The sequence below is a fragment of the Citrobacter sp. R4 genome, assembly GCF_026719175.1.
Lineage (GTDB): Bacteria > Pseudomonadota > Gammaproteobacteria > Enterobacterales > Enterobacteriaceae > Citrobacter_A > Citrobacter_A sedlakii.
The window spans coordinates 360522-381378 of record NZ_JAPPSU010000001.1 but is presented as its reverse complement, the minus strand read 5'-3'; the positions used below and the strand labels follow the sequence as shown (position 1 = coordinate 381378).

The window sequence follows — 20857 nt, the reverse complement described above, 5'->3', positions numbered from 1 at the left end:
CGCCGTGAGTCATCATGTATCTGAACCATTTTAAATTTACCAGCCAGCCGTATGGCAGCGTGACCCGACGTCCGGGGATGTTTTTAATTCCGTATCTCCAGGATATTTTTGGTCTGTTGCTGGCGAAAATAAAGACTCCGGGCATGATGGGCCTGTTTTCCGCCGAGCCGGAATTGCTCAGTGCGTTCATTGAAAATTTGCGCGAACAGCACCCGTGCGCACAAACCCTCAACGCCTTTCCGAAGCTGAGCGGCAATACCCTTCTGTACAAGCTCAATCCGGCCACGCAAACGAGCAAGAATAAATTACACGCCGTGGATGCTGTGCTGCGTCTCTGGCAGGAAGAATCGCCTTCGCGACGCCAGAAAGGCAAGCTGCTGATGATCTCCACGGCGGAAGCGATCAAGGACAACTGCTGGGACGTGCTGGCGATGCTGCTGGTGCGTGCCGAAGAGTCCGGCTTCCCGCTGACCATCCTGCTGACCGGCAGCCCCGAACAAGAGTCACGCCTGCTCAACCACTCCGGGCTGCGCTCACGGGTTCATACCTGCCATACGCTGCGCCCGCTAACCTGCGGCGAATTCCATGCCTACGTCGAGGCGCAGACCGAAGCGCATCAGGCGGAGACGTCGCCGTTGACGCCCGCCCGTGTGCGACGGATGCACGCGCTGACCAGAGGCCAGGTGAGCCAGTTGAACAAGCTGGCGCACCTGGCGATGCTCGCGGCCTGGACCGAACGCGCGGCCACCGTTTCACCGCGTCATTTACGTTTAGCCGCAGGCGAAATCATTCCCGCCAGGCCGCGCGGTCGCCGGTTCGCCGCCATGGGTCTGCTGACCTCGGTGGCGTTCGCCTGCTGCGCCGGGTATTTCTCTTCCGCGCTGACGGCGCATCTTCCCGTCCCCCTGCCGGTGCCTGTCGCCTGGCATAAAACGCAACCGAAGACAGACGGCCCCCGGGAACCGACGATTGAACGCGACGTGGTGAATCTGCCGGATGCCATGCATCAGCTGTACACCATGTGGGGATATGACGCCTCGGCAAACGATGCGTTGTGCCAGAACGCCGGACGGGTAAACCTGATGTGCCGGCAGGGAAATGCGTCGCTGGCGGCGCTGGAGAAAGCGGGATATCCGTGGATCGGCGAGCTCAAAACCGGCGATCACCTGAACTATGCCGTCGTGGCGCGGGTAGAGAAAGACACTCTCGATCTGCTGGTTAACAACCGTACCTGGCAGGTGAGCAAACGCTGGTTTAATCAGCATGCCACCGGCAATTACACCCTGCTGCACCGCTTAACGCCGCAGGGGAAAGATGAAATCACCGCCGCCAGCGGCAAAACGGATTTGAACTGGCTGGATCAGGAACTGAGTCAGTTGCTGCACGAGCCCGTCACCCACGCGCAGGGCTGGACTGCCGATCTCGCCAGACGTACCCGCGAATTTCAGGGGAAAACGGGACTGCACGTTGACGGCATCGTCGGCGAAGAGACGCTGATGCAGCTGATGCGTGCCGCCAACAGTACGCCAGGCGTCGTGACGCAAACCGCAACGGTAAATCCGCCAGCGAAAACGCAAGGGAAGCCGCAATAATGTCCACCATTTGTCTTGCTGCTCAACGCAGCTTTGCGACCGGCGAGGCGGTCTATTTTTCCTACCGCCTGCCCACTATCCGGAAAAAAGTCTTTCAGACCCTGTTCTGGCTCATGACGCTGTTTGCTTTTGTCGTTGCCGGACTGTATGCGCATATTTACTGGCAGTGCAGACACCCTGCGCCGCCGCCAAAGCCAGTGAAGGTGGTTAACCCCGACGTACACCCGTCTGATATGCATTATGTGTACGTTTCGAAGCCGTTCCCACCGCCAAAACCTGAACCGCTTCCGGCGGCGCAGGCACTTCCTCCTGTACAGGACGATGCGTTGTGGCAAGCCGATGACGACTGGCGGCAGGCGCCTGACGGCGAATTATCCGCTGTGGCGCTGCCGGGTACAGAAAACCAGACGTCGTCTTTGCAGGAACGCTTCCTGCAAGCGCTACAGGAACAAAAAGCGGACTATCAGCAGGGAAAGGTACCGCCTCCCCCCGAGGATGAGACGCTGAACGACTATGACGCCATGCGGAAAACGCGCAGGATACCGCAGACACCCCAAAATGCCCGGGGCCAACCGCAGCCTGACGACACCTGATGATTGATATGATGAATGATTTACAGTGCAGAAGGACTAAAAAAGCCTCCACTTCCGTTTCATGAAGGGAGACTCCAGGGAGGATATTAGTATTTTTCAGGCAACGCTTTCATTGTAATTAAGCGGCCCTTTTCTATAACAATATAATTACCTTTTTTCAGATCGGAGAGTATTTTGATGATCGTGCTACGGGCAAAGTTGGTGTATTCCTGAATATAATCATAAACGTTAATATCATAATCATGGTGGGTAATCAGCGCATTGATTTCAATCAGGAACTCACGGATGACGGAATACGCATTGCGGGCGACCAGCATATCATCGCGTTTGCTTAACAGACAAATGTACCAGGATAAGACTTTCGTCAATTCTGGCCATAAATTATTTTCGGTCAAAAGCTGGAAGAACGCCTCTTTCCTGATGGAGCGAACAACCGTGTTAGAGCGCGCCAGACCATACATGTGGGGAGACTGATAGAACATCGCGGAAAGGCCAAAAATGCACTGTCCCTGCAACGTAAACATACACAGTTCGTCCGAGACCCGGCGAAATTCAACCTGCCCGCTAATAATAATATGAATATAATCCGGATCATCGGTAGTAATTTTCTGCCATTTTTTCAGTTTTCTTTCTTCATACCCTTCAGTGGCGGAAATAATGCAACCCATTTCGGTATGGGGGCGTGTTTTTTTACCGTATATACTTAACATTGTTATACCTTACGCAGAATATTGATAATACGTGTGCTTAACCACCGCAGAAATGCGACTTATAAACAACTGAATCGTTCCTGGTTCCAAAAAGGCAAGTAAAAGAAATAAAAAAGAGAAGAAATAATAGATTTATAATATTTTGAAAAGCATCCTGAAGACGAAATCAATCATAAATGAGACCAATATAAAGTCAATTAATCATAGATTAATTGACTTTTAACTTAGGATTAATCCCATCAGAAAAACCAGGAGGGGCGGCACTGTCGCGCAGTCTGCGCCTATCCCTGCCCGTATTTCTCTAACAGCGCCTCGGCAATCGCCTGGGTTTGGGCATCCGCGACGCCATTCCATAGCGACGGGCGGAAATGCATCTGAAAGGCCATGATCACCCGCCGCTGCTCGCGCCCGGTCATATCAGGCGTGACTTCGTAACCATAGCGCGCCAGTAGGTCCAGCACGCTTGCGGGATCGACAGGCGTATGCGGCGCACGTCCGGCAAGATAAAATTCCACTCGCTGCGGGTCCGGCCAGGCGCCTATCCCTTGCTCCGCAAGCTGCTGCCAGGGAAACAGCGGGCCGGGATCGTCCTTACGCTGCGGCGCGATATCCGCGTGCGCCACCACGTTCTGCGGCTTAATGTCGTAACGGGCGACGATCTCTTTCGCCAGCGGTATCAGCGCCTGTATCTGCGCCGGTTCAAATGGCGCAAAGTATTTCTCGCCCGCCGACATCCGCCAGCCGCGGTTTTCCAGCTCAATACCGATTGAGGTGTCGTTGATGCGCGTCGCGCCGCGCCAGAAACTGACGCCTGCATGCCAGGCCAGCTCCTGTTCCGGCACCAGTTGCCAGATACGCGGCTTCCCCCGGTACCGCGGTGGCGCCGACGGGATCAGGTAATGCGAGCTGACATTTTTGTCCGTCAGCGTCGCCAGCGAAGTGTCAAAGTCATCCGCTGTGTAGTGGATCACCAGCACCTTGATGCGTGGATAAGCCGCCTGCGCCTGATGGCGCGTGTCGAGCTGGTATCCTTCTTTGTCGACAATCCCTTTTTCGCTCGCGCAGCCGGTCAGCAGCAGCGCGGCGGCCGCCAGCGACAGTAACGCTCTCATCGACGCGTTTTTACCGCCGTGCCGCTCACGCTGACCATCAGCATACTGCCGTCTTTGCCCACGGTTTCATAGTCGATATCAATACCGACCACCGCATCGGCGCCCAGCGCTTTTGCCTGATCCCCCAGCTCTTCAAAGGCGATTTCCCGCGCTTTTCGCAGCTCTTTTTCATAGGCGCCGGAACGTCCGCCAACGATATCGCGGATACCGGCAAAAAAATCACGGAAGATGTTTGCGCCTAAAATGGCTTCGCCCGTGACCACACCGCAGTATTCCACGATGCTTTGTCCTTCCAGAGTGGGGGTGGTTGAAAACTGCATAATTACGCTCCTTTACTCAGCCATTGGCAAAATCATAAGGGATCGGGGCATAAGCGCACGATCGCAAAAGCATTATCAGACCGATACACTATTATTGAAAGGTTATAACTGAATAATGTAGAAGACTATTAGCAGAAGCTTATAAGGAAATCACTATGCGCTATTCGAAACTCTCCCTGCTTATCCCCTGCGCGCTGCTTCTCAGTGCCTGCACCACCGTCACGCCGGCCTACAAAGATAACGGACCGCGTACAGGCGCCTGCGTGGAGGGAGGCCCGGACGATGTGGCTCAACAATTCTATGACTATCGCATTCAGCACCGCAGCAATGACCTTACCGCCCTGCGCCCATACCTGAGCGATAACCTGGCGAAACTGCTGTCTGACGCCAGCCGCGACGGCCAGCATCGTCAGCTTTTGAGCAGCGATCCCTTCTCCAGCCGCGCAACGCCGCCGGACAGCGCAAACGTCGCCAGCGCGTCGACCATTCCGAACCGGGACGCGCGCAATATTCCGCTGCGCGTAGAGCTGAAACAGGGCGAGCAGCGCTGGCAGGATGAAGTATTGATGATTCACCAAGGTCAGTGCTGGGTGATTGACGACGTGCGCTACCTCGGCGGCAGCGTCCATGCGCCAGCCGGAACCCTGCGCCAGTCGGTTGAGAACCGTTAATTTTTGACGTTACAGGCCGGATGGCTGCGCATTGTTTTATCCGGCCTACACGCAGTCCCACATCATTTTTTCCTTTCTCGCGTAAATTGTCTGGCATTCTTCACAGAATGCCGACAATCATGCTTGCGCCATCTTGCCGCCGCTATTTTGTGCTATGTTTAAGGGGAAATGCGCGCTATATTTAACTTTTAAAGCATAAATATTGCATAACTATTCTGCCAAAGGTACTATCTGCGGCTTCAATAGCTATCAGACGGCCAGTATACGAGTATCAATGAGTATTCAATTAAACGGCATTAACTGCTTCTACGGCGCGCATCAGGCGCTGTTCGATATCACGCTGGATTGCCCGCAGGGCGAAACGCTGGTGTTGCTTGGCCCAAGCGGGGCGGGTAAAAGCTCGCTGCTGCGCGTACTCAATCTTCTGGAGATGCCGCGGTCCGGTACGCTGGACATTGCGGGCAACCATTTCGACTTCCGCAAGACGCCGTCAGACAAAGCCATTCGCGATCTTCGCCAGAATGTCGGCATGGTCTTTCAGCAGTACAATCTGTGGCCGCATCTGACCGTACAGCAGAACCTTATCGAAGCGCCCTGCCGCGTGCTCGGGCTGACGAAAGATCAGGCCTTAGCCCGTGCGGAGAAGCTGCTGGAACGCCTGCGTCTGAAGCCCTACAGCGATCGTTATCCCTTACACCTTTCTGGCGGCCAGCAGCAGCGCGTCGCCATCGCCCGCGCGCTGATGATGGAACCGCAGGTGCTGCTGTTTGACGAACCCACAGCCGCGCTGGATCCGGAAATCACCGCGCAAATCGTCAGTATCATTCGTGAACTGGCGGAAACGAACATTACTCAGGTGATCGTGACGCACGAAGTGGAAGTGGCGCGGAAAACCGCCAGCCGCGTGGTGTATATGGAAAACGGTCACATCGTCGAGCTGGGTGATGCGGGGTGCTTCGCCAACCCGCAGACCGATGCGTTTAAAAACTATCTCTCTCACTAAGATTCGGGACAACGACAATGAAAAAAGTTCTGATTGCCGCGCTTATCGCTGGCTTTAGCCTTTCTGCAACAGCAGCACAGACCATTCGTTTTGCGACCGAAGCATCCTACCCTCCGTTCGAGTCGATGGATGCGAATAACAAAATCGTCGGTTTCGACGTCGACCTGGCCAATGCGCTGTGTAAAGAGATTGACGCCACCTGTACGTTCACCAACCAGGCGTTTGACAGCCTGATCCCCAGTCTGAAGTTCCGCCGCTTCGATGCGGTTATGGCCGGGATGGACATCACGCCGGAGCGCGAAAAACAGGTGCTGTTCACCACGCCGTATTATGACAACTCCGCGCTGTTTATTGGCCAGCAGGGTAAATTCTCCAGCGTGGATCAGTTGAAAGGCAAAAAAGTGGGCGTGCAGAACGGCACCACTCACCAGAAGTTCATTATGGATAAGCACCCGGAAATTACGACCGTTCCTTACGACAGCTATCAGAACGCGAAGCTGGATCTGCAAAACGGACGTATTGACGGCGTATTCGGCGACACCGCGGTGGTTACCGAATGGCTGAAGGATAATCCGAAGCTGGCGGCGGTTGGCGACAAAGTGACGGATAAAGACTACTTCGGCACCGGCCTCGGCATCGCTGTCCGTCAGGGCAACACCGAGCTGCAGCAGAAATTTAACGCTGCGCTGGAAAAAGTGAAAAAAGATGGCACTTACGAAACCATCTATAACAAATGGTTCCAGAAGTAAGCCTTGATGAACGAATTTTTTCCGTTAGCAAGCGCCGCCGGAATGACCGTCGGCCTTGCCGTTTGCGCGCTGATCCTCGGCCTTGCGTTGGCGATGTTTTTCGCCGTCTGGGAGTCAGTTAAATGGCGTCCGGTCGCGTGGACCGGCTCAGCGCTGGTGACGATTTTACGCGGCCTGCCGGAAATTCTGGTGGTGCTGTTTATTTATTTCGGCTCCTCTCAACTGCTGCTGACGCTCTCTGACGGCTTTACCGTTAATCTGGGCGTCGTGCAGATCCCGATACAAATGGAGATCGAAAACTTCGACGTCAGCCCGTTCCTGTGTGGCGTAATTGCCCTTTCGCTGCTGTATGCGGCGTATGCTTCGCAAACCCTGCGCGGCGCGCTGAAAGCGGTACCGATTGGGCAGTGGGAATCCGGCCAGGCGCTGGGGCTGTCGAAAGCGGCGATCTTCTTCCGCCTGGTGATGCCGCAAATGTGGCGTCATGCCCTGCCTGGTCTGGGTAACCAGTGGTTGGTGCTGCTGAAGGACACCGCGCTGGTCAGTCTGATCAGCGTCAATGATCTGATGCTGCAAACCAAGAGCATTGCGACACGCACCCAGGAGCCGTTTAACTGGTATATTATTGCCGCGGCGATCTATCTGGTGATCACCCTGATAAGTCAGTACATTCTCAAACGCATTGACCTGCGCGCGACACGTTTTGAGCGGAGACCGGGCTGATGTTTGAGTATTTACCTGAACTGTTAAAAGGGCTGCATACCAGTCTGACGCTGACGGTGGCATCCATTGTCGTTGCGCTGCTCCTGTCGCTGATTTTCACCATCGTTCTGACGCTGAAAACGCCGGGGGTGGTCTGGCTGGTGCGCGGCTATATCACGCTGTTTACCGGCACGCCGCTGCTGGTGCAGATCTTCCTGATCTACTACGGACCGGGGCAGTTTCCGTCTTTGCAGGAGTATCCGGTTCTCTGGCATCTGCTGTCCGAGCCGTGGCTGTGCGCGTTGATTGCGCTATCGCTGAATAGCGCCGCTTACACCACGCAGCTGTTTTACGGTGCGATTCGCGCAATCCCGGAAGGCCAGTGGCAGTCCTGCGGCGCGCTGGGGATGAGCAAAAAAGACACGCTGGCGATTCTGCTGCCTTATGCCTTTAAACGCGCCCTCTCCTCGTATTCTAACGAAGTGGTGCTGGTGTTTAAGAGCACCTCGCTGGCTTACACCATTACGCTGATGGAGGTGATGGGTTACAGCCAGCTCATGTACGGGCGCACCTACGACGTGATGGTATTTGGCGCGGCAGGCGTCATTTACCTCATCGTTAATGGCCTTTTGACGCTGATGATGCGCTTGATCGAACGTAAAGCGCTGGCGTTTGAACGCCGGAATTAACCGTTCAGAAAGTGCATAAATCTGAATACAGAAAACGGACAAGTTGCTAACCTGTCCGTTTTTTTTATTTTCGTATAAAATATTTAATCATTTATATTGCATACAAATTCAAATGCTGGCATTGTAATTCCATGCCGCAGAAACGGCGCTTCATCATAACGGGAGTTCAACCATGAAAAAGTTAGTTCTGGCCGCATTGCTTGCCTCTTTCGCTGTCGGCGCGTCTGCCGCAGAAAAAATCAGCTTCGGGGTTTCCGCCACCTATCCCCCGTTTGAATCCATGGACGCCAATAACCAAATCGTCGGTTTCGATCTCGATCTGGCAAAAGCCTTATGTAAGCAGATGCAGGCAGAATGTACCTTTACCAATCATGCCTTTGACAGCCTGATCCCGGCGCTGAAATTCAGAAAATATGATGCCGTCATTTCCGGTATGGATATTACGCCGGAGCGGAGCAAACAGGTCGCCTTTACCCAACCTTACTACGCCAACTCCGCGCTGGTGATTGCCAGGAAAGATGCGTATAAAACCTTTGCCGACCTGAAAGGCAAACGTATTGGCATGGAAAACGGCACCACGCACCAGAAATACCTTCAGGACAAGCACCCGGAAGTCAAAACTGTCGCCTATGACAGCTACCAGAACGCGATTATCGACCTGAAAAATGGCCGTATCGACGGCGTATTCGGCGACACCGCTGTGGTCAACGAATGGCTGAAGAGCAACCCGCAGTTAGGGCCAGGAACAGAAAAAGTGACCGATCCCCAGTATTTCGGCACCGGTCTGGGCATCGCCGTTCGCCCGGATAATAAAGCCCTGTTAGAGAAACTGAACGCCGCGCTGACCGCCATTAAGGCGGACGGCACCTGGCAGAAAATCAACGACCAGTGGTTCCCGCAATAATGATTTACGGCCCGCAATGCGGGCCGTTATTTATGCATTCCGCACCAGCAGCGTCAGCACTTCATAATGGGCGGTGTGAGGGAACATATCGAAAAGCTGCACGCGTTCGGGACGATAACCCGGTAAATCCGCAATGTCTTTTGCCATCGTACGGGCGTTGCAACTCGAGTAGATGATAAACGGCGGGGCCATCTCGCTGAGATAATCGCATAGCGCTTTGCCAATCCCGCGACGCGGCGGATTCACCAGCACCAGTTGCGGGGCGCGCTCCTGAGCGGTAGCGAACTGCGTGGAGTCCAGCGCCTGAAAATGCAGATTCGTTAAACCGAGCTCTTTCGCCGACTGCTTCGCGCAGGCAATCGCCTCTGGGGAGATTTCAATCCCGGTTAGCCGCATCTCAGGCGTGGCGCAGTGTAGCCCAAAGCCGCCGACGCCGCAGAACAGATCCCACATATGGTTTACCGGGAGCTGGCGCACCCAGTCACGGGCGGTAGCATAGAGCTGGCTTGCCACCGTCGGGTTGGTCTGGAAAAAACTTTGTGGACGGATCCACAGCGGAACGTCGTTGAAACGCTCCGCCAGCGACGACGGTTCAGTCAGGAAGATCTCCGTCTCCCCTTCCATAATCGCCATGTGCACAGGCTGCAGGTTGACGCTGATGACCTTAAGCTGCGGCAGTTGCGCCTGCAGCGAGGGCAACGCGGCGCGCAGTTGCGCCAGCTTGGTTTCTGAACGCAGCACAAAGCGCAGCATCATGCCGCCATCGTACTGGCTTTCGGTAAGCAATATATATTTCAGTTCGCCACGCTTACGCGCCACGTTGTAGGGCGTTAAGCCCGCCCGGGCAATAAACGGCTTGAGGGCGGCGAAAACGGCAGCAAACGACGGCGGATAAAGCGGACAGTCGCAGAGATCTTCCGGCGTGCCGTCGCGGTGTAGCATCCCGAGCAGCGGTTTTTCCACGCTGCCGCTGACCACCATCTTGGCTTTATTGCGAAAGCCTTGTTCCGGCCCGCTGACTGGCGTGCGCCACTCCCCCACCGGGAAACCGGCAAGCAGATTGTTGAGATCGGCTGTTTTGGCGGAGAGTTGAACGTCAACCGGCTGCGTGATCCACGGGCAGGAGCGGCAGCGGCCGGCGTCATAAAGTGCGCAATACATACGGAAACATTCAGATGTTCGGGGCGACGATTATACACATTATTCGGGCATTTGTAGGCCGCGCCAGGACGCCGTTTTTACTGGAGCTGGAAGAACCGGCGGCTGGTGGCCGGAACAAACAGCAGGCAAAGCACCAACATGTCCGGCAGCTTTTGCATCACCAGAGTATGCAGAATTTCCCGTTTTGACTCACCGGCGATGCTGAATAACTCCGGATACCCGTAGCCTAATGAGGCTGCCCATAAATAGCCCGCGGCGGTCACCTGGGTCAGTAAATAAATCCAGCGCGCCCAGTTGCGCCCTTTTACCAGCGAAAATGCGCACCAGATCTCAATAAACACCAGCACCAGGCTGCTCAAAAAAACCAGCGTCAGACTCCATGTTTGCACGCTGCGATGGATAAATTCGCCAAGCCCCCGAATGCCGAGCGTATTGAATATCATCAGCACGTCGAGGCAACGGATCATTATAATGGCGAGCGCCGCCACCTGCACCAGCGCGGGCACATTTAAACGGGCGTGTGATGAGGACGTTTTTTTGAAGAATCCCAATGTGTGACTTCCCTGAAAAACAGTGCCGCGACATGCGCGGCACTTCACTGGAAATTTTAATTGCTTCAGCCGCGTCTTGCACGCTGGATATCGCGGATTCGCTGTTTTTCCGTGCGCGCCATCAGATACCAGGCGATAAATCCGACAATTCCGACCACCCCGAGGATCAACGTAGCCAGAGCGTTGATTTCCGGGTTCACTCCCATGCGCACGCTGGAGAACACCAGCATCGGCAAGGTCGTCGCGCCGGGACCGGAAACAAAGCTGGCGATCACCAGATCGTCAAGCGACAGCGTAAACGCCAACAGCCAGCCGGAGACGATGGCAGGCATGATCATCGGTAAGGTGATCACGAAGAACACCTTCAGCGGCGTCGCGCCGAGATCCATCGCCGCCTCTTCAATAGATCGATCCAGTTCCCGCAGGCGCGAGGAGATCACCACCGCCACGTAGGCGGTACAGAAGGTGACATGCGCCAGCCAGATGGTCAACATTCCGCGGTCGGACGGCCAGCCGATGGCGTGGGCGAGCGCGACAAACAGCAACAGCAACGAAAGCCCGGTAATGACGTCCGGCATTACCAGCGGCGCAGTAATCATAAAGGCGAAACCGTTGGCGCCGCGAAAACGACCAAAACGCACCAGAACGACAGCGGCAATGGTGCCCAGAATCACCGCCATTGTCGCCGCGCAGGCGGCTATCGTCAGGCTTAAGCCCACGGCGCTCATCATGGCGTCATCGCGAAACAGCTCGCCGTACCAGCGCGTCGACCACCCCGCCCATACCGTCACCAGTTTAGAGCTGTTAAACGAGTAGATCACCAGCATCAGCATCGGCGCATACAGAAACGTAAAGCCCAGCACCAGAATCACGATGCGCCAGGGCGAACGTATTACCGGCAAATTGTTCATCCGTGGACGCCTCCGCTTTTTTGCTGGTGCTTGTGGAACCACATGATCGGAACGATCAGCAGCAGCAACATCACGATCGCCACCGCAGAGGCCACCGGCCAGTCACGGTTGTTAAAGAATTCCTGCCACAGCACGCGACCAATCATGATGCTGTCCGGCCCGCCGAGCAGCTCAGGAATGACAAACTCGCCGACAGCCGGAATAAACACCAGCATGGAACCGGCAATAATGCCGCCTTTGGTCAGCGGCACGATCACGCTAAAAAAGGTTTTCAGCGGGCGGGCGCCGAGATCGAGCGAGGCTTCCACCAGCGAATAGTCAATGCGCGTCAGAGCGGTGTAGATCGGCAAGACCATAAACGGCAGATAGGCATACACGATGCCGATATAGACGGCCAGGTTGGTATGCAGGATGGTCAATGGCTGGTCGATGACGCCAAGCCACAGCAGAAAGTTGTTTAACACACCGTTATTTTTCAGGATCCCCATCCACGCATAAACGCGAATTAAAAACGAGGTCCATGACGGCAGGATCACTAACAGCAGCAGGATATTTCGCGTCGACGGCTTGCTGTGGGCCACCGCCCACGCCAGCGGGTATCCCAGCAGCAAGCAGCACAGGGTGGAGATGCCCGCGACCTGTAGCGACTGTAAATAGGCGTCAAAATAAAGCGGATCGTCGGTCAACTGCAGGAAGTTACCGAGGTTAAGGGTGATCGCCAGTTGCCCGTCAGCCCACGCCATCAGCTCGGTGTACGGCGGGATCGCCCTCGCCATTTCCGCAAGGCTGATTTTAAAGACGATCAGAAACGGCAGCAGGAACAGCAGGATCAGCCAGACGTAAGGCAGCGCAATGACCAGTTTACGCCCATGATTCATCTGCACGCGCGCCAGCCACAGCCGCAAACCGCCAGGCTTTTCTCCGCGTGCCGCAGGTTCAAGTGTACTCATTTTCGCTCCTTAAACCGTCAACACCACGCAGCTATCGGCATCCCAGCACAAACGAACCTCATCGCCCCACGTCGGCAACCCTTTTCGGTAGCGATGGGCGTTCTGAAGCTGGGCGCTGATCATCTGCCCGCTTTTTAAGCGAACGTGGTAAATGGAGAGATCGCCGAGATAAGCGATATGCACCACTTCTCCCACGGCGAAGTTAACGCCATCGGCGGGCGGTTCTTCGCACAGCATGATTTTTTCCGGGCGCAACGCCACATGCACCGGCACGTTGTCCACCACCGAAGCATCGGGATCCACCTTCAGCGGATGCACCAGCCCCGGCGAATCCAGCACCAGGCCATCGTCCTGCCGCGCTTTCAGCACGCCTTCAAACACGTTAACCGAACCGATGAATTCCGCGCTGTAACGGGTGGTCGGATGCTCATAGATCTCCTCTGGCTCACCGATCTGGACAAACTTGCCGCGATTCATAATGGCAATGCGCCCGGCCATGGTCATCGCTTCTTCCTGATCGTGGGTGACCATGACGCAGGTCGCGCCGACGCGCTCGAGTATATCCACCACTTCGAGCTGCATCCGGTCGCGTAATTTTTTGTCCAGCGCCCCCATCGGCTCGTCGAGCAGCAATAATTTAGGCCGTTTTGCCAGGCTTCGCGCCAGCGCCACGCGTTGACGCTGGCCACCGGAAAGCTGATGTGGCTTACGTCTGGCGAACTCCTGCATATGAACCAGCCCCAGCATCTCTTCAACACGGCTGGCGATTTCCGCTTTCGGCAGTTTGTCCTGCTTCAGGCCAAAAGCGATATTCTGCTCGACGGTCATATGGGGAAACAGCGCATAGGACTGAAACATCATATTGACAGGGCGCAGATAGGGCGGGACGTGGGCAAGATCGACGCCGTCCAGCACAATGTGTCCGGCGGTAGGTTGTTCAAAACCTGCCAGCATACGCAGCAGCGTGGATTTCCCGCAACCCGACGCCCCCAGCAGCGCGAAAATTTCACCTTTGTAGATAGTCAGGCTGACATCGTCGACCGCATGCTGGCCGTCAAAGGATTTTGTCAGGTTACGGATTTCCAGCAGCGGCGTCAGCGCCTTACGGGGTTTCGCCTGCGGGCGAGGTATCGCATCATTCACGGGGTGCTCTCCGGCGTAAATCAAAAATCGTGCAGGCGCCCCCTTTCGGTGCGCCTGATGCCGGGCACGCAATGCGCCACCCGGCCTGTCTCAGACTGACGAAAGGTTACTTACCGCTTTTCACTTTGGTCCATGCGCGGGTACGCACGCGATCGATTTTCGGTTCCTGTACCTTCAGCGTGAACATTTTCGCGCGCACATCGGCGGGCGGATAAATTCCCGGGTTGTCACGCACTTCCGCGCTCACCAGCTTCGTCGCCTCTTTGTTGGCGTTGGCATAAAACACGTGATCGGAGATATGGGCAATGACGTCCGGGCGCAGCAGGGAGTTCAGGAACTGATAGGCTTCCTCTTTGTTTTTGGCGTCGGCGGGCATGGCGAAGACATCAAAGAAGGCCATTGCCCCCTCTTTCGGGATCGAGAAGGAGATATTGACGCCGTTCTTCGCCTCTTTCGCACGATTCGCCGCCTGCCAGACATCGCCTGCCCAGCCAATAGCCACGCAGGTATCGCCGTTCGCCAGATCGTTGATGTATTGCGAAGAGTGGAAATAGCGGATATTCGGGCGCAGTTTGAGCAGCAGATCGGTTGCCGGCCCCGTGTAGTCCTTCGCGTCGGTGCTGTTCGGATCTTTACCCAAATAGTTCAGCACGGTCGCAAACACCTCTTCCGGCGCATCGAGGAAAGAGACGCCGCAGCTTTTTAACTTTTCGAGGTTTTCCGGCTTAAGCACCAGATCCCAGCTGTCCACCGGGGCATCGGCGCCGAGCGCCGCTTTCACTTTTTCGACGTTATAGCCAATGCCGGTCGTCGCCCACATATATGGCATAGCGTATTTGTTTTCCGGATCGTGTTTGGCAACCAGCTTAAGCAGCTCAGGGTCGAGGTTTTTCCAGTCCGGCAGCTTGCTCTTATCCAGCGGCTGAAAAACGCCCGCCGTCAGCTGGCGCTCAAGGAAACTGGCGGACGGCACCACCAGGTCAAAGCCGGTGCTGCCTGCCATCAGTTTGCCTTCCAGCACTTCGTTGGAGTCAAACACGTCGTAGACCACTTTGATCCCGGTCTCTTTTTCAAAATTCGCTACCGTATCCGGCGCGATATAATCAGACCAGTTATAAATATGGAGCGTTTTTTGTTCCGCTGCGAGCGTGCCGGCAGAGACGGCCATCAGAGCGCCCGCAACCAGACCCGATAGCCATTTTTTATTTAAGGCGGTCATAATCTCTTTCCTTATGCAAGTTCGTTAACATACGAACCTAAAAATTTGCACTCAAAGCTATGCAAGAATCGTGCATACTTTGTCATCCGGCACACTCAGGAAAGAACGGACGCTCTCCTGGCCGTTATTGCTCGCTGTTACAGCGCATCGCAAGAATAACTTTAGCCAGGTTTTCAGGCCATAGCCCAGATTAAAAAACGCCTTTTATCAATTTTTTATGCAATTTATGTCTATGTGATAAAGCGAATTGGCGGGAAAGGAGGTGAATAATTCTTTAAAGAAAGGTTAAAAGCAGCATAAAAGCGGGTAATACGCAGCCGCACTGGCAGCGACTGCGCTCTGCACGTGATTCCCTGAAGGGATATCAATGCAGAAAGTGGATTTCGCCGTTGCTTTTTTGCGCGTCCTCTTCGGCGGTGTAGAGCATCTGGTGCGCCCCCGCTTCAAGAATGACCATCGAAATCTGCTCCTCGCTCTGACGCACGAACCATTCAAACTGCTCGTAGGTGATGCCGCGCATAACGGATAAAGACTGGCAAACCACCAGCTTTGGCAGATTATCGTCCTGCATATCGAGAAACGCTTTAACCGTGAGAGAGCTGGCGTTGATCGCCGACAAATCCGCCGCCAGCGGCAACAGCGCAGACGGTCTGACTTCCGCCATGGCGGAAAACAGCAACGTGTTATCAACCAGGTCTAATTTGGCGTCGTAAATGCCGTCGAAGTTTTGCATATGCGGTAAGTGCAGCGCCTGACAGGTATCACATTCAAAAAAGCTCATGCCCAGGTCGTCGAGCCATTGTCGCAACGTATCCAGATCGGGAACGACCAGTGATGTCATAATAATGTGCTACCTCTTACAAAAAAAAATACCGGCACAGCTTACGCAAAAAGCGCGCGTCACGCTACGATCATCAGCGATATTCAGATCAGCCACCCGTTTTCAGACAAAAACCCGGCGTCGCGTGGCGTTCGATCCACTGGATCATTCGTCCGGCGATGTCGACACCGGTCGTTTTTTCAATGCCTTCCAGACCTGGCGACGCGTTGACCTCCATCACCAGCGGACCACGCTCAGCACGTAAAATATCCACCCCTGCGACATCAAGCCCCAGCGTTTGCGCCGCTTTTACCGCAATCTCACGCTCCCGGGGCGTAATGTTGGCGATGCAAGCCACTCCTCCACGATGCAGATTCGAGCGAAAATCGCCCTCCTTCGCCCGGCGTTCAATGGCGGCGACCACTTCGTCCCCCACTACCAGACAGCGAATATCGCGCCCTTTGGCCTCTTTAATATATTCCTGCACCAGAATGTGGGCGTTGAGTCCGCGAAAGGCGTCCACCACGCTTTCCGCCGCCTGGCGAGTTTCCGCCAGCACGACGCCGATCCCCTGGGTTCCTTCCACCAGCTTCACCACCAGCGGCGCGCCGCCGACCATATCGATGAGATCGCTGGTGTCATCCGGCGAGTGCGCAATTCCGGTAACCGGCAGGTCGATGCCCTGGCGCGCCAGCAGCTGCAACGAGCGCAGTTTGTCGCGCGCGCGGGTAATCGCCACGGACTCATTGAGCGGATAGCTCCCGAGCATCTCAAACTGCCGCAGCGCCGCGGTGCCGTAAAAGGTGATCGCAGAACCTATACGCGGGATAACGGCGTCATAATGGGGAAGCCGACGCCCTTTGTAATGAACAGAGGACGCCGCCGGGTTGATGTTCATATAACAGGAAAGCGGGTCGAGAATATCAACCAGATGACCGCGCTTCATTGCCGCTTCACGCAGGCGTTTACACGAATAGAGCGTTCCGTCCCGGGACAATATGGCAATCTTCACCCTGCACCTCTCTGAATAACCCGTTCAACGTCCCGCGTATCATACACAGCGGCAACATTTTTAGCGCGTAGCCCACCCCTGTTTATGCAAATATTCCAGAATGAACGGACGGTTTTCTTTGATCAGGGTGCGACGAATATGATCGCTCCAGGTATCGCGGCGGTTATTACTGCCACGGGTGAGATAATATTGCGCCAGCTGTTCGTCATAGTCGGCGAGCGCCGCGTGATCCAGCGGCTGGTAGGCATTTTCATGCACCACGATGGCGGCAGGCAGACGGGGTTTGAGATCCGGATTGTCGGCAGGCCAGCCGAGACACAGGCCAAACAGCGGCAGAACGTGTTTTGGCAAATTCAGCAGTTCAGTCACCGCCTCAATATTATTGCGCAGACCGCCGATATACACGCCGCCCAGTCCCAGTGATTCTGCTGCGGTCAGCGCATTTTGCGCCATCATGGCCGTATCGACGACGCCGAGCAGCAGTTGCTCCGCCAGGCCCAATTGGGCGTCGGGGCAAATTTGCAGGTGGCGGTTGAAATCGGCGCAAAAAACCCAGAATTCCGCGGCCTGGGCTACGTGCTGTTGTCCACCGGTTAACGGCACCAGCGCCCCACGCAAAGCAGCATCGGTGATGCGAATAATCGATGTGCACTGCAAAAAGCTGGAACTTGACGTGGCCTGTGCGCTCGCCAGGATCGCCTCTCGCTGTTCGGGGGTTATCGCCTGGTCGGTGTAATGACGAATTGAACGATGGTGACGAAGCAGATCAATAGTTGGAGTCATGACGTTTTTCTCTGTCTGAGCGGAAAGAATCAGTGTAGACGGCACAGTGTAAAGCGTTCAGCTTTCATCTGCTTAACAGATATAGCTTAAAGATATTAGAGTAAAAGGCGCAACCTACTGTTCAAGCTGAACGAATCACGGCATCATAACCGCCATTCGCCGTCAGGCTCAGAGTTGAAGGAGAAACATATGTTTACCGTAATTTTTGGTCGCCCGGGTTGCCCATACTGCGTACGTGCGAAAGAGTTGGCAGAAAAACTGAGCAATGAGCGCGAAGATTTTAACTATCGCTACATCGACATTCACGCTGAAGGCATCACCAAAGCGGATCTGGAAAAAACGGTCGGTAAACCGGTGGAAACCGTACCGCAGATTTTCGTCGATCAGAAACACATCGGCGGCTGCACTGATTTCGAAGCCTGGGCAAAAGAGAATCTGAACCTGTTCGCCTGACAGGTTTGCCCGCGCGGATCCATGTCAAACGCCCTCATCCGAGGGCGTTACTGTTTTTTACGCTGACGCGGCCTGAACAGGCTGCTGATGAATAAGAAGCATAAGGCGCCCAGCGCGCACCAGAACACGGCGCTGAATAACCACGCCAACTCCTGCCAAAGCGAACGGGTGGGGGTAAAAAAGAGGCGCATAAGCACCAGACAACAAGGCGCTGCAAGCATCGCACCGAGCAGAGGTTTGATTACCTCCCGACGATGAGAGCAAAAACTGGCAACAGCACCTGGTAGCGTAAAAAACAACAGCCCAATTTCAGGATGCCCGGCTGCCCGAAATGCCCCCTTCATGTTCATCGTCAGAAACACGCAGACGACCACAAAGAGCACAAAACAGCAGACCGCGCCTGCCCAACCTTGTTTATGTTTCAATCGTTTCTCCTGACACTGTCTCTATCGAACACACTTTTCGCCAGTGGCGTCCAGTCAGATAAAGCCGATCAGCAATCCATGCCAAATTACGCCCATACGATTCTTATAGCCGTTGATACGTAATGAGATTAAACTAGCCAAATATATTGTTGTGCTGCTTATATTTGGGCGACGAATATGACACTGCCGCCCTTATTAGATAGCAAAAACAGTAGCGTAAATTATCATTTATTTCAACAGCTTACTGGTAAACAAGAAGTTAGCCTCCGTGAATATAAACGTCGCCGATTTGTTAAATGGGAATTACATCCTGTTATTATTTGTCGTACTGGCGCTTGGCCTGTGTCTCGGTAAATTGCGCCTGGGTTCCGTCCAACTGGGTAATTCCATTGGCGTTTTAGTGGTCTCTCTATTATTAGGGCAGCAGCATTTCAGCATTAACACCGATGCCCTGAACCTGGGTTTCATGCTGTTTATTTTCTGCGTCGGTGTTGAGGCGGGGCCTAACTTTTTTTCCATTTTTTTTCGCGACGGGAAAAACTACCTGATGCTGGCTCTGGTGATGGTCGGCAGCGCGCTGCTGATCGCCTTAGGGCTGGGTAAGCTGTTTGGCTGGGATATCGGCCTGACGGCGGGTATGCTGGCTGGCTCAATGACCTCCACCCCCGTGCTGGTCGGCGCGGGCGATACGCTGCGGCATTTCGGCATGGAGAGCGCAGAGCTGTCCCGCGCGCTCGATAACCTCAGTCTGGGTTATGCGTTGACCTACCTTATCGGTCTGGTCAGTCTGATCGTCGGCGCGCGCTACCTGCCTAAACTTCAACATCAGGATCTGCAAACCAGCGCCCAGCAGATCGCCCGTGAGCGGGGACTGGATACCGATACCAACCGCAAAGTCTACCTGCCGGTTATTCGCGCTTACCGCGTCGGCCCCGAACTGGTGGCGTGGACGGACGGGAAAAACCTGCGCGAGCTGGGCATTTATCGCCAGACCGGTTGTTATATCGAGCGTATTCGCCGTAACGGCATACTCGCTAACCCGGACGGTGACGCGGTCCTGCAAATGGGCGATGAAATCGCGCTGGTGGGCTATCCGGATGCGCACGCCCGGCTCGATCCGAGCTTTCGTAATGGGAAAGAAGTTTTTGACCGCGATCTGCTCGACATGCGTATTGTCACTGAAGAAATTGTCGTGAAAAACCACAATGCCGTCGGTCGTCGCCTCGCTCAGTTGAAGCTCACCGACCATGGCTGCTTCCTTAACCGCGTGATCCGTTCGCAAATTGAAATGCCGATTGACGACAACGTGGTGCTTAACAAAGGCGATGTTTTGCAGGTTAGCGGCGATGCCCGTCGCGTAAAAACGATTGCCGATCGCATTGGCTTTATCTCCATCCATAGTCAGGTAACCGATCTGCTCGCCTTCTGCGCCTTTTTTATTATTGGTCTGATGATCGGCATGATCACCTTCCAGTTCAGTAATTTTAGCTTTGGCATCGGTAACGCGGCCGGTCTGCTGTTCGCCGGGATCATGCTTGGCTTTCTCCGCGCCAACCATCCCACATTCGGCTATATCCCACAGGGCGCGCTGAATATGGTGAAAGAGTTCGGTCTGATGGTCTTCATGGCCGGCGTGGGCCTGAGCGCGGGTAGCGGTATCGGCAACGGTCTGGGAGCGATTGGCGGTCAGATGCTGGTAGCCGGGCTTATCGTCAGCCTGGTCCCGGTCATCATTTGCTTCCTGTTTGGCGCCTATGTCCTGCGCATGAACCGCGCGCTACTGTTTGGCGCGATGATGGGCGCACGTACCTGCGCGCCAGCAATGGAAATCATCAGCGATACCGCACGCAGTAACATTCCGGCGCTGGGCTACGCGGGCACCTATGCTATCGCGAACGTACTGCTCACACTGGCGGGGACGCTTATCATCATTATCTGGCCAGGCTTAGGATAAAACTGAAGTTACGCCTTAAGTGAAAATTTTTTGCAAATGCGCAGAACTTTTCTTAAAGGCGTCAGTCATAACTAGTGCCACTGCTTTTCTTTGATGTCCCCAATTTGTGGAGCCCATCAACCCCGCCGTTTCGGTTCAAGGTTGATGGGTTTTTTGTTGCCTGGGATGTTGTTGTCTTCAAATCAATGAACGTTGTTCACTTTCTTTCTATGGGTGACGGCAGCAAGACCGGTGAAGAAAACAGGCTGGCGATAGAATGCATGAACACCCGATCGTTTTCCTGACCGCCCCTCCCGCGTCTGACCCCATCTGCATACCCGCCGCTCGCAGCATCCAACCTATAAACCCTATTGGTTTTTTGCCATGCTCCGCCCGTTTTTCTGGCCCACACCGATGACAGAACCAGGACAGATAAAATTTGTGAAAAGGT

The 20857-nt window shown here is 54.8% G+C and carries 23 protein-coding genes; 10 read left to right on the top strand and 13 right to left on the bottom strand.

What is annotated here, in order from left to right:
• Positions 1-14: 14 nt before the first annotated feature.
• Positions 15-1592 (top strand): ExeA family protein, encoded by a 1578-nt coding sequence (locus OOJ60_RS01815; protein WP_060569874.1) that lies wholly within the window; start codon positions 15-17, stop codon positions 1590-1592.
• Positions 1592-2185, top strand: coding sequence for a hypothetical protein (locus OOJ60_RS01810; RefSeq protein ID WP_205611824.1), 594 nt, complete (start codon positions 1592-1594; stop codon positions 2183-2185). The genes OOJ60_RS01815 and OOJ60_RS01810 overlap by 1 nt, the downstream gene beginning before the upstream one ends.
• A gap of 86 nt (positions 2186-2271) precedes the next feature.
• On the opposite strand, the gene OOJ60_RS01805 is transcribed toward OOJ60_RS01810, so the two are convergent.
• The 3 genes from OOJ60_RS01805 to OOJ60_RS01795 form a co-directional block, all read right to left on the bottom strand.
• Positions 2272-2895, bottom strand: a complete 624-nt coding sequence (locus OOJ60_RS01805) for a helix-turn-helix domain-containing protein (RefSeq protein ID WP_042284916.1) — start codon at positions 2893-2895, stop codon at positions 2272-2274.
• Positions 2896-3176: 281 nt separating this feature from the next.
• Positions 3177-4007: an N-acetylmuramoyl-L-alanine amidase gene (locus OOJ60_RS01800; protein WP_199956283.1), complete on the bottom strand. Its 831-nt coding sequence runs from the start codon at positions 4005-4007 to the stop codon at positions 3177-3179.
• On the bottom strand, positions 4004-4327 hold the full coding sequence (locus OOJ60_RS01795; RefSeq protein WP_042284921.1) for a heavy metal-binding domain-containing protein: 324 nt from the start codon (positions 4325-4327) through the stop codon (positions 4004-4006). The genes OOJ60_RS01800 and OOJ60_RS01795 overlap by 4 nt, the downstream gene beginning before the upstream one ends.
• Before the next feature lie 155 nt (positions 4328-4482).
• On the opposite strand from OOJ60_RS01795, the gene OOJ60_RS01790 reads away from it, so the two are divergent.
• From OOJ60_RS01790 to artJ, 6 genes are all read left to right on the top strand, one after another.
• Positions 4483-4998, top strand: coding sequence for a lipoprotein (locus OOJ60_RS01790; protein WP_205611823.1), 516 nt, complete (start codon positions 4483-4485; stop codon positions 4996-4998).
• Positions 4999-5272: 274 nt separating this feature from the next.
• The gene (gene artP / locus OOJ60_RS01785) at positions 5273-6001 is read left to right on the top strand and encodes an arginine ABC transporter ATP-binding protein ArtP (RefSeq protein ID WP_042284928.1); all 729 of its coding nucleotides are present in this window, start codon (positions 5273-5275) and stop codon (positions 5999-6001) included.
• A gap of 17 nt (positions 6002-6018) precedes the next feature.
• Positions 6019-6750, top strand: a complete 732-nt coding sequence (artI, locus tag OOJ60_RS01780) for an arginine ABC transporter substrate-binding protein ArtI (protein ID WP_060569877.1) — start codon at positions 6019-6021, stop codon at positions 6748-6750.
• Between the two features lie 6 nt (positions 6751-6756).
• Complete coding sequence (gene artQ / locus OOJ60_RS01775) at positions 6757-7473, top strand: arginine ABC transporter permease ArtQ (protein ID WP_042284934.1); 717 nt, start codon at positions 6757-6759, stop codon at positions 7471-7473.
• Positions 7473-8141 (top strand): arginine ABC transporter permease ArtM, encoded by a 669-nt coding sequence (gene artM / locus OOJ60_RS01770; RefSeq protein WP_181821647.1) that lies wholly within the window; start codon positions 7473-7475, stop codon positions 8139-8141. Before artQ ends, artM begins: the two co-directional genes overlap by 1 nt.
• 172 nt (positions 8142-8313) lie before the next feature.
• A complete protein-coding gene (artJ, locus tag OOJ60_RS01765; RefSeq protein WP_042284939.1) occupies positions 8314-9045 on the top strand; it encodes an arginine ABC transporter substrate-binding protein ArtJ in 732 nt (243 codons plus the stop codon).
• A gap of 30 nt (positions 9046-9075) precedes the next feature.
• Here the strand turns inward: artJ and rlmC are convergent, their stop codons facing one another.
• The 9 genes from rlmC to nfsA all read right to left on the bottom strand — a co-directional run bounded on the left by rlmC (position 9076) and on the right by nfsA (position 17595).
• Positions 9076-10206, bottom strand: coding sequence for a 23S rRNA (uracil(747)-C(5))-methyltransferase RlmC (rlmC, locus tag OOJ60_RS01760; RefSeq protein WP_205611822.1), 1131 nt, complete (start codon positions 10204-10206; stop codon positions 9076-9078).
• A gap of 77 nt (positions 10207-10283) precedes the next feature.
• Positions 10284-10805, bottom strand: a complete 522-nt coding sequence (locus OOJ60_RS01755; RefSeq protein ID WP_120714883.1) for a YbjO family protein — start codon at positions 10803-10805, stop codon at positions 10284-10286.
• 17 nt (positions 10806-10822) lie between these two features.
• The gene (gene potI / locus OOJ60_RS01750; RefSeq protein ID WP_042284946.1) at positions 10823-11668 is read right to left on the bottom strand and encodes a putrescine ABC transporter permease PotI; all 846 of its coding nucleotides are present in this window, start codon (positions 11666-11668) and stop codon (positions 10823-10825) included.
• The gene (gene potH, locus OOJ60_RS01745) at positions 11665-12618 is read right to left on the bottom strand and encodes a putrescine ABC transporter permease PotH (RefSeq protein WP_181821651.1); all 954 of its coding nucleotides are present in this window, start codon (positions 12616-12618) and stop codon (positions 11665-11667) included. Before potH ends, potI begins: the two co-directional genes overlap by 4 nt.
• 9 nt (positions 12619-12627) lie before the next feature.
• On the bottom strand, positions 12628-13761 hold the full coding sequence (potG, locus tag OOJ60_RS01740) for a putrescine ABC transporter ATP-binding subunit PotG (RefSeq protein WP_042284953.1): 1134 nt from the start codon (positions 13759-13761) through the stop codon (positions 12628-12630).
• A 106-nt stretch (positions 13762-13867) separates the two neighbouring features.
• The gene (gene potF / locus OOJ60_RS01735) at positions 13868-14980 is read right to left on the bottom strand and encodes a spermidine/putrescine ABC transporter substrate-binding protein PotF (protein WP_205611821.1); all 1113 of its coding nucleotides are present in this window, start codon (positions 14978-14980) and stop codon (positions 13868-13870) included.
• A 364-nt stretch (positions 14981-15344) separates the two neighbouring features.
• Complete coding sequence (locus OOJ60_RS01730; RefSeq protein WP_042284958.1) at positions 15345-15821, bottom strand: YbjN domain-containing protein; 477 nt, start codon at positions 15819-15821, stop codon at positions 15345-15347.
• Between the two features lie 88 nt (positions 15822-15909).
• Positions 15910-16812 (bottom strand): 30S ribosomal protein S6--L-glutamate ligase, encoded by a 903-nt coding sequence (gene rimK / locus OOJ60_RS01725; protein ID WP_042284962.1) that lies wholly within the window; start codon positions 16810-16812, stop codon positions 15910-15912.
• 60 nt (positions 16813-16872) lie between these two features.
• Positions 16873-17595: a nitroreductase NfsA gene (gene nfsA, locus OOJ60_RS01720; protein ID WP_199956307.1), complete on the bottom strand. Its 723-nt coding sequence runs from the start codon at positions 17593-17595 to the stop codon at positions 16873-16875.
• Between the two features lie 189 nt (positions 17596-17784).
• On the opposite strand from nfsA, the gene OOJ60_RS01715 reads away from it, so the two are divergent.
• Positions 17785-18048: a GrxA family glutaredoxin gene (locus tag OOJ60_RS01715; RefSeq protein ID WP_042284966.1), complete on the top strand. Its 264-nt coding sequence runs from the start codon at positions 17785-17787 to the stop codon at positions 18046-18048.
• Positions 18049-18095: 47 nt separating this feature from the next.
• Here the strand turns inward: OOJ60_RS01715 and OOJ60_RS01710 are convergent, their stop codons facing one another.
• Positions 18096-18473 (bottom strand): inner membrane protein YbjM, encoded by a 378-nt coding sequence (locus tag OOJ60_RS01710; RefSeq protein ID WP_042284968.1) that lies wholly within the window; start codon positions 18471-18473, stop codon positions 18096-18098.
• 268 nt (positions 18474-18741) lie between these two features.
• On the opposite strand from OOJ60_RS01710, the gene OOJ60_RS01705 reads away from it, so the two are divergent.
• Positions 18742-20427, top strand: a complete 1686-nt coding sequence (locus tag OOJ60_RS01705; RefSeq protein ID WP_042284971.1) for an aspartate:alanine antiporter — start codon at positions 18742-18744, stop codon at positions 20425-20427.
• Positions 20428-20857 lie beyond the last annotated feature (430 nt).

Bases quoted from the DNA above. Each gene is read 5' to 3' on its own strand.
- OOJ60_RS01815 (WP_060569874.1), top strand. From the start codon at position 15: ATGTATCTGAACCATTTTAAATTTACCAGCCAGCCGTATGGCAGCGTG.
- OOJ60_RS01810 (WP_205611824.1), top strand. From the start codon at position 1,592: ATGTCCACCATTTGTCTTGCTGCTCAACGCAGCTTTGCGACCGGCGAG.
- OOJ60_RS01805 (WP_042284916.1), bottom strand. From the start codon at position 2,895: ATGTTAAGTATATACGGTAAAAAAACACGCCCCCATACCGAAATGGGT.
- OOJ60_RS01800 (WP_199956283.1), bottom strand. From the start codon at position 4,007: ATGAGAGCGTTACTGTCGCTGGCGGCCGCCGCGCTGCTGCTGACCGGC.
- OOJ60_RS01795 (WP_042284921.1), bottom strand. From the start codon at position 4,327: ATGCAGTTTTCAACCACCCCCACTCTGGAAGGACAAAGCATCGTGGAA.
- OOJ60_RS01790 (WP_205611823.1), top strand. From the start codon at position 4,483: ATGCGCTATTCGAAACTCTCCCTGCTTATCCCCTGCGCGCTGCTTCTC.
- artP (WP_042284928.1), top strand. From the start codon at position 5,273: ATGAGTATTCAATTAAACGGCATTAACTGCTTCTACGGCGCGCATCAG.
- artI (WP_060569877.1), top strand. From the start codon at position 6,019: ATGAAAAAAGTTCTGATTGCCGCGCTTATCGCTGGCTTTAGCCTTTCT.
- artQ (WP_042284934.1), top strand. From the start codon at position 6,757: ATGAACGAATTTTTTCCGTTAGCAAGCGCCGCCGGAATGACCGTCGGC.
- artM (WP_181821647.1), top strand. From the start codon at position 7,473: ATGTTTGAGTATTTACCTGAACTGTTAAAAGGGCTGCATACCAGTCTG.
- artJ (WP_042284939.1), top strand. From the start codon at position 8,314: ATGAAAAAGTTAGTTCTGGCCGCATTGCTTGCCTCTTTCGCTGTCGGC.
- rlmC (WP_205611822.1), bottom strand. From the start codon at position 10,206: ATGTATTGCGCACTTTATGACGCCGGCCGCTGCCGCTCCTGCCCGTGG.
- potI (WP_042284946.1), bottom strand. From the start codon at position 11,668: ATGAACAATTTGCCGGTAATACGTTCGCCCTGGCGCATCGTGATTCTG.
- potH (WP_181821651.1), bottom strand. From the start codon at position 12,618: ATGAGTACACTTGAACCTGCGGCACGCGGAGAAAAGCCTGGCGGTTTG.
- potF (WP_205611821.1), bottom strand. From the start codon at position 14,980: ATGACCGCCTTAAATAAAAAATGGCTATCGGGTCTGGTTGCGGGCGCT.
- OOJ60_RS01730 (WP_042284958.1), bottom strand. From the start codon at position 15,821: ATGACATCACTGGTCGTTCCCGATCTGGATACGTTGCGACAATGGCTC.
- nfsA (WP_199956307.1), bottom strand. From the start codon at position 17,595: ATGACTCCAACTATTGATCTGCTTCGTCACCATCGTTCAATTCGTCAT.
- OOJ60_RS01715 (WP_042284966.1), top strand. From the start codon at position 17,785: ATGTTTACCGTAATTTTTGGTCGCCCGGGTTGCCCATACTGCGTACGT.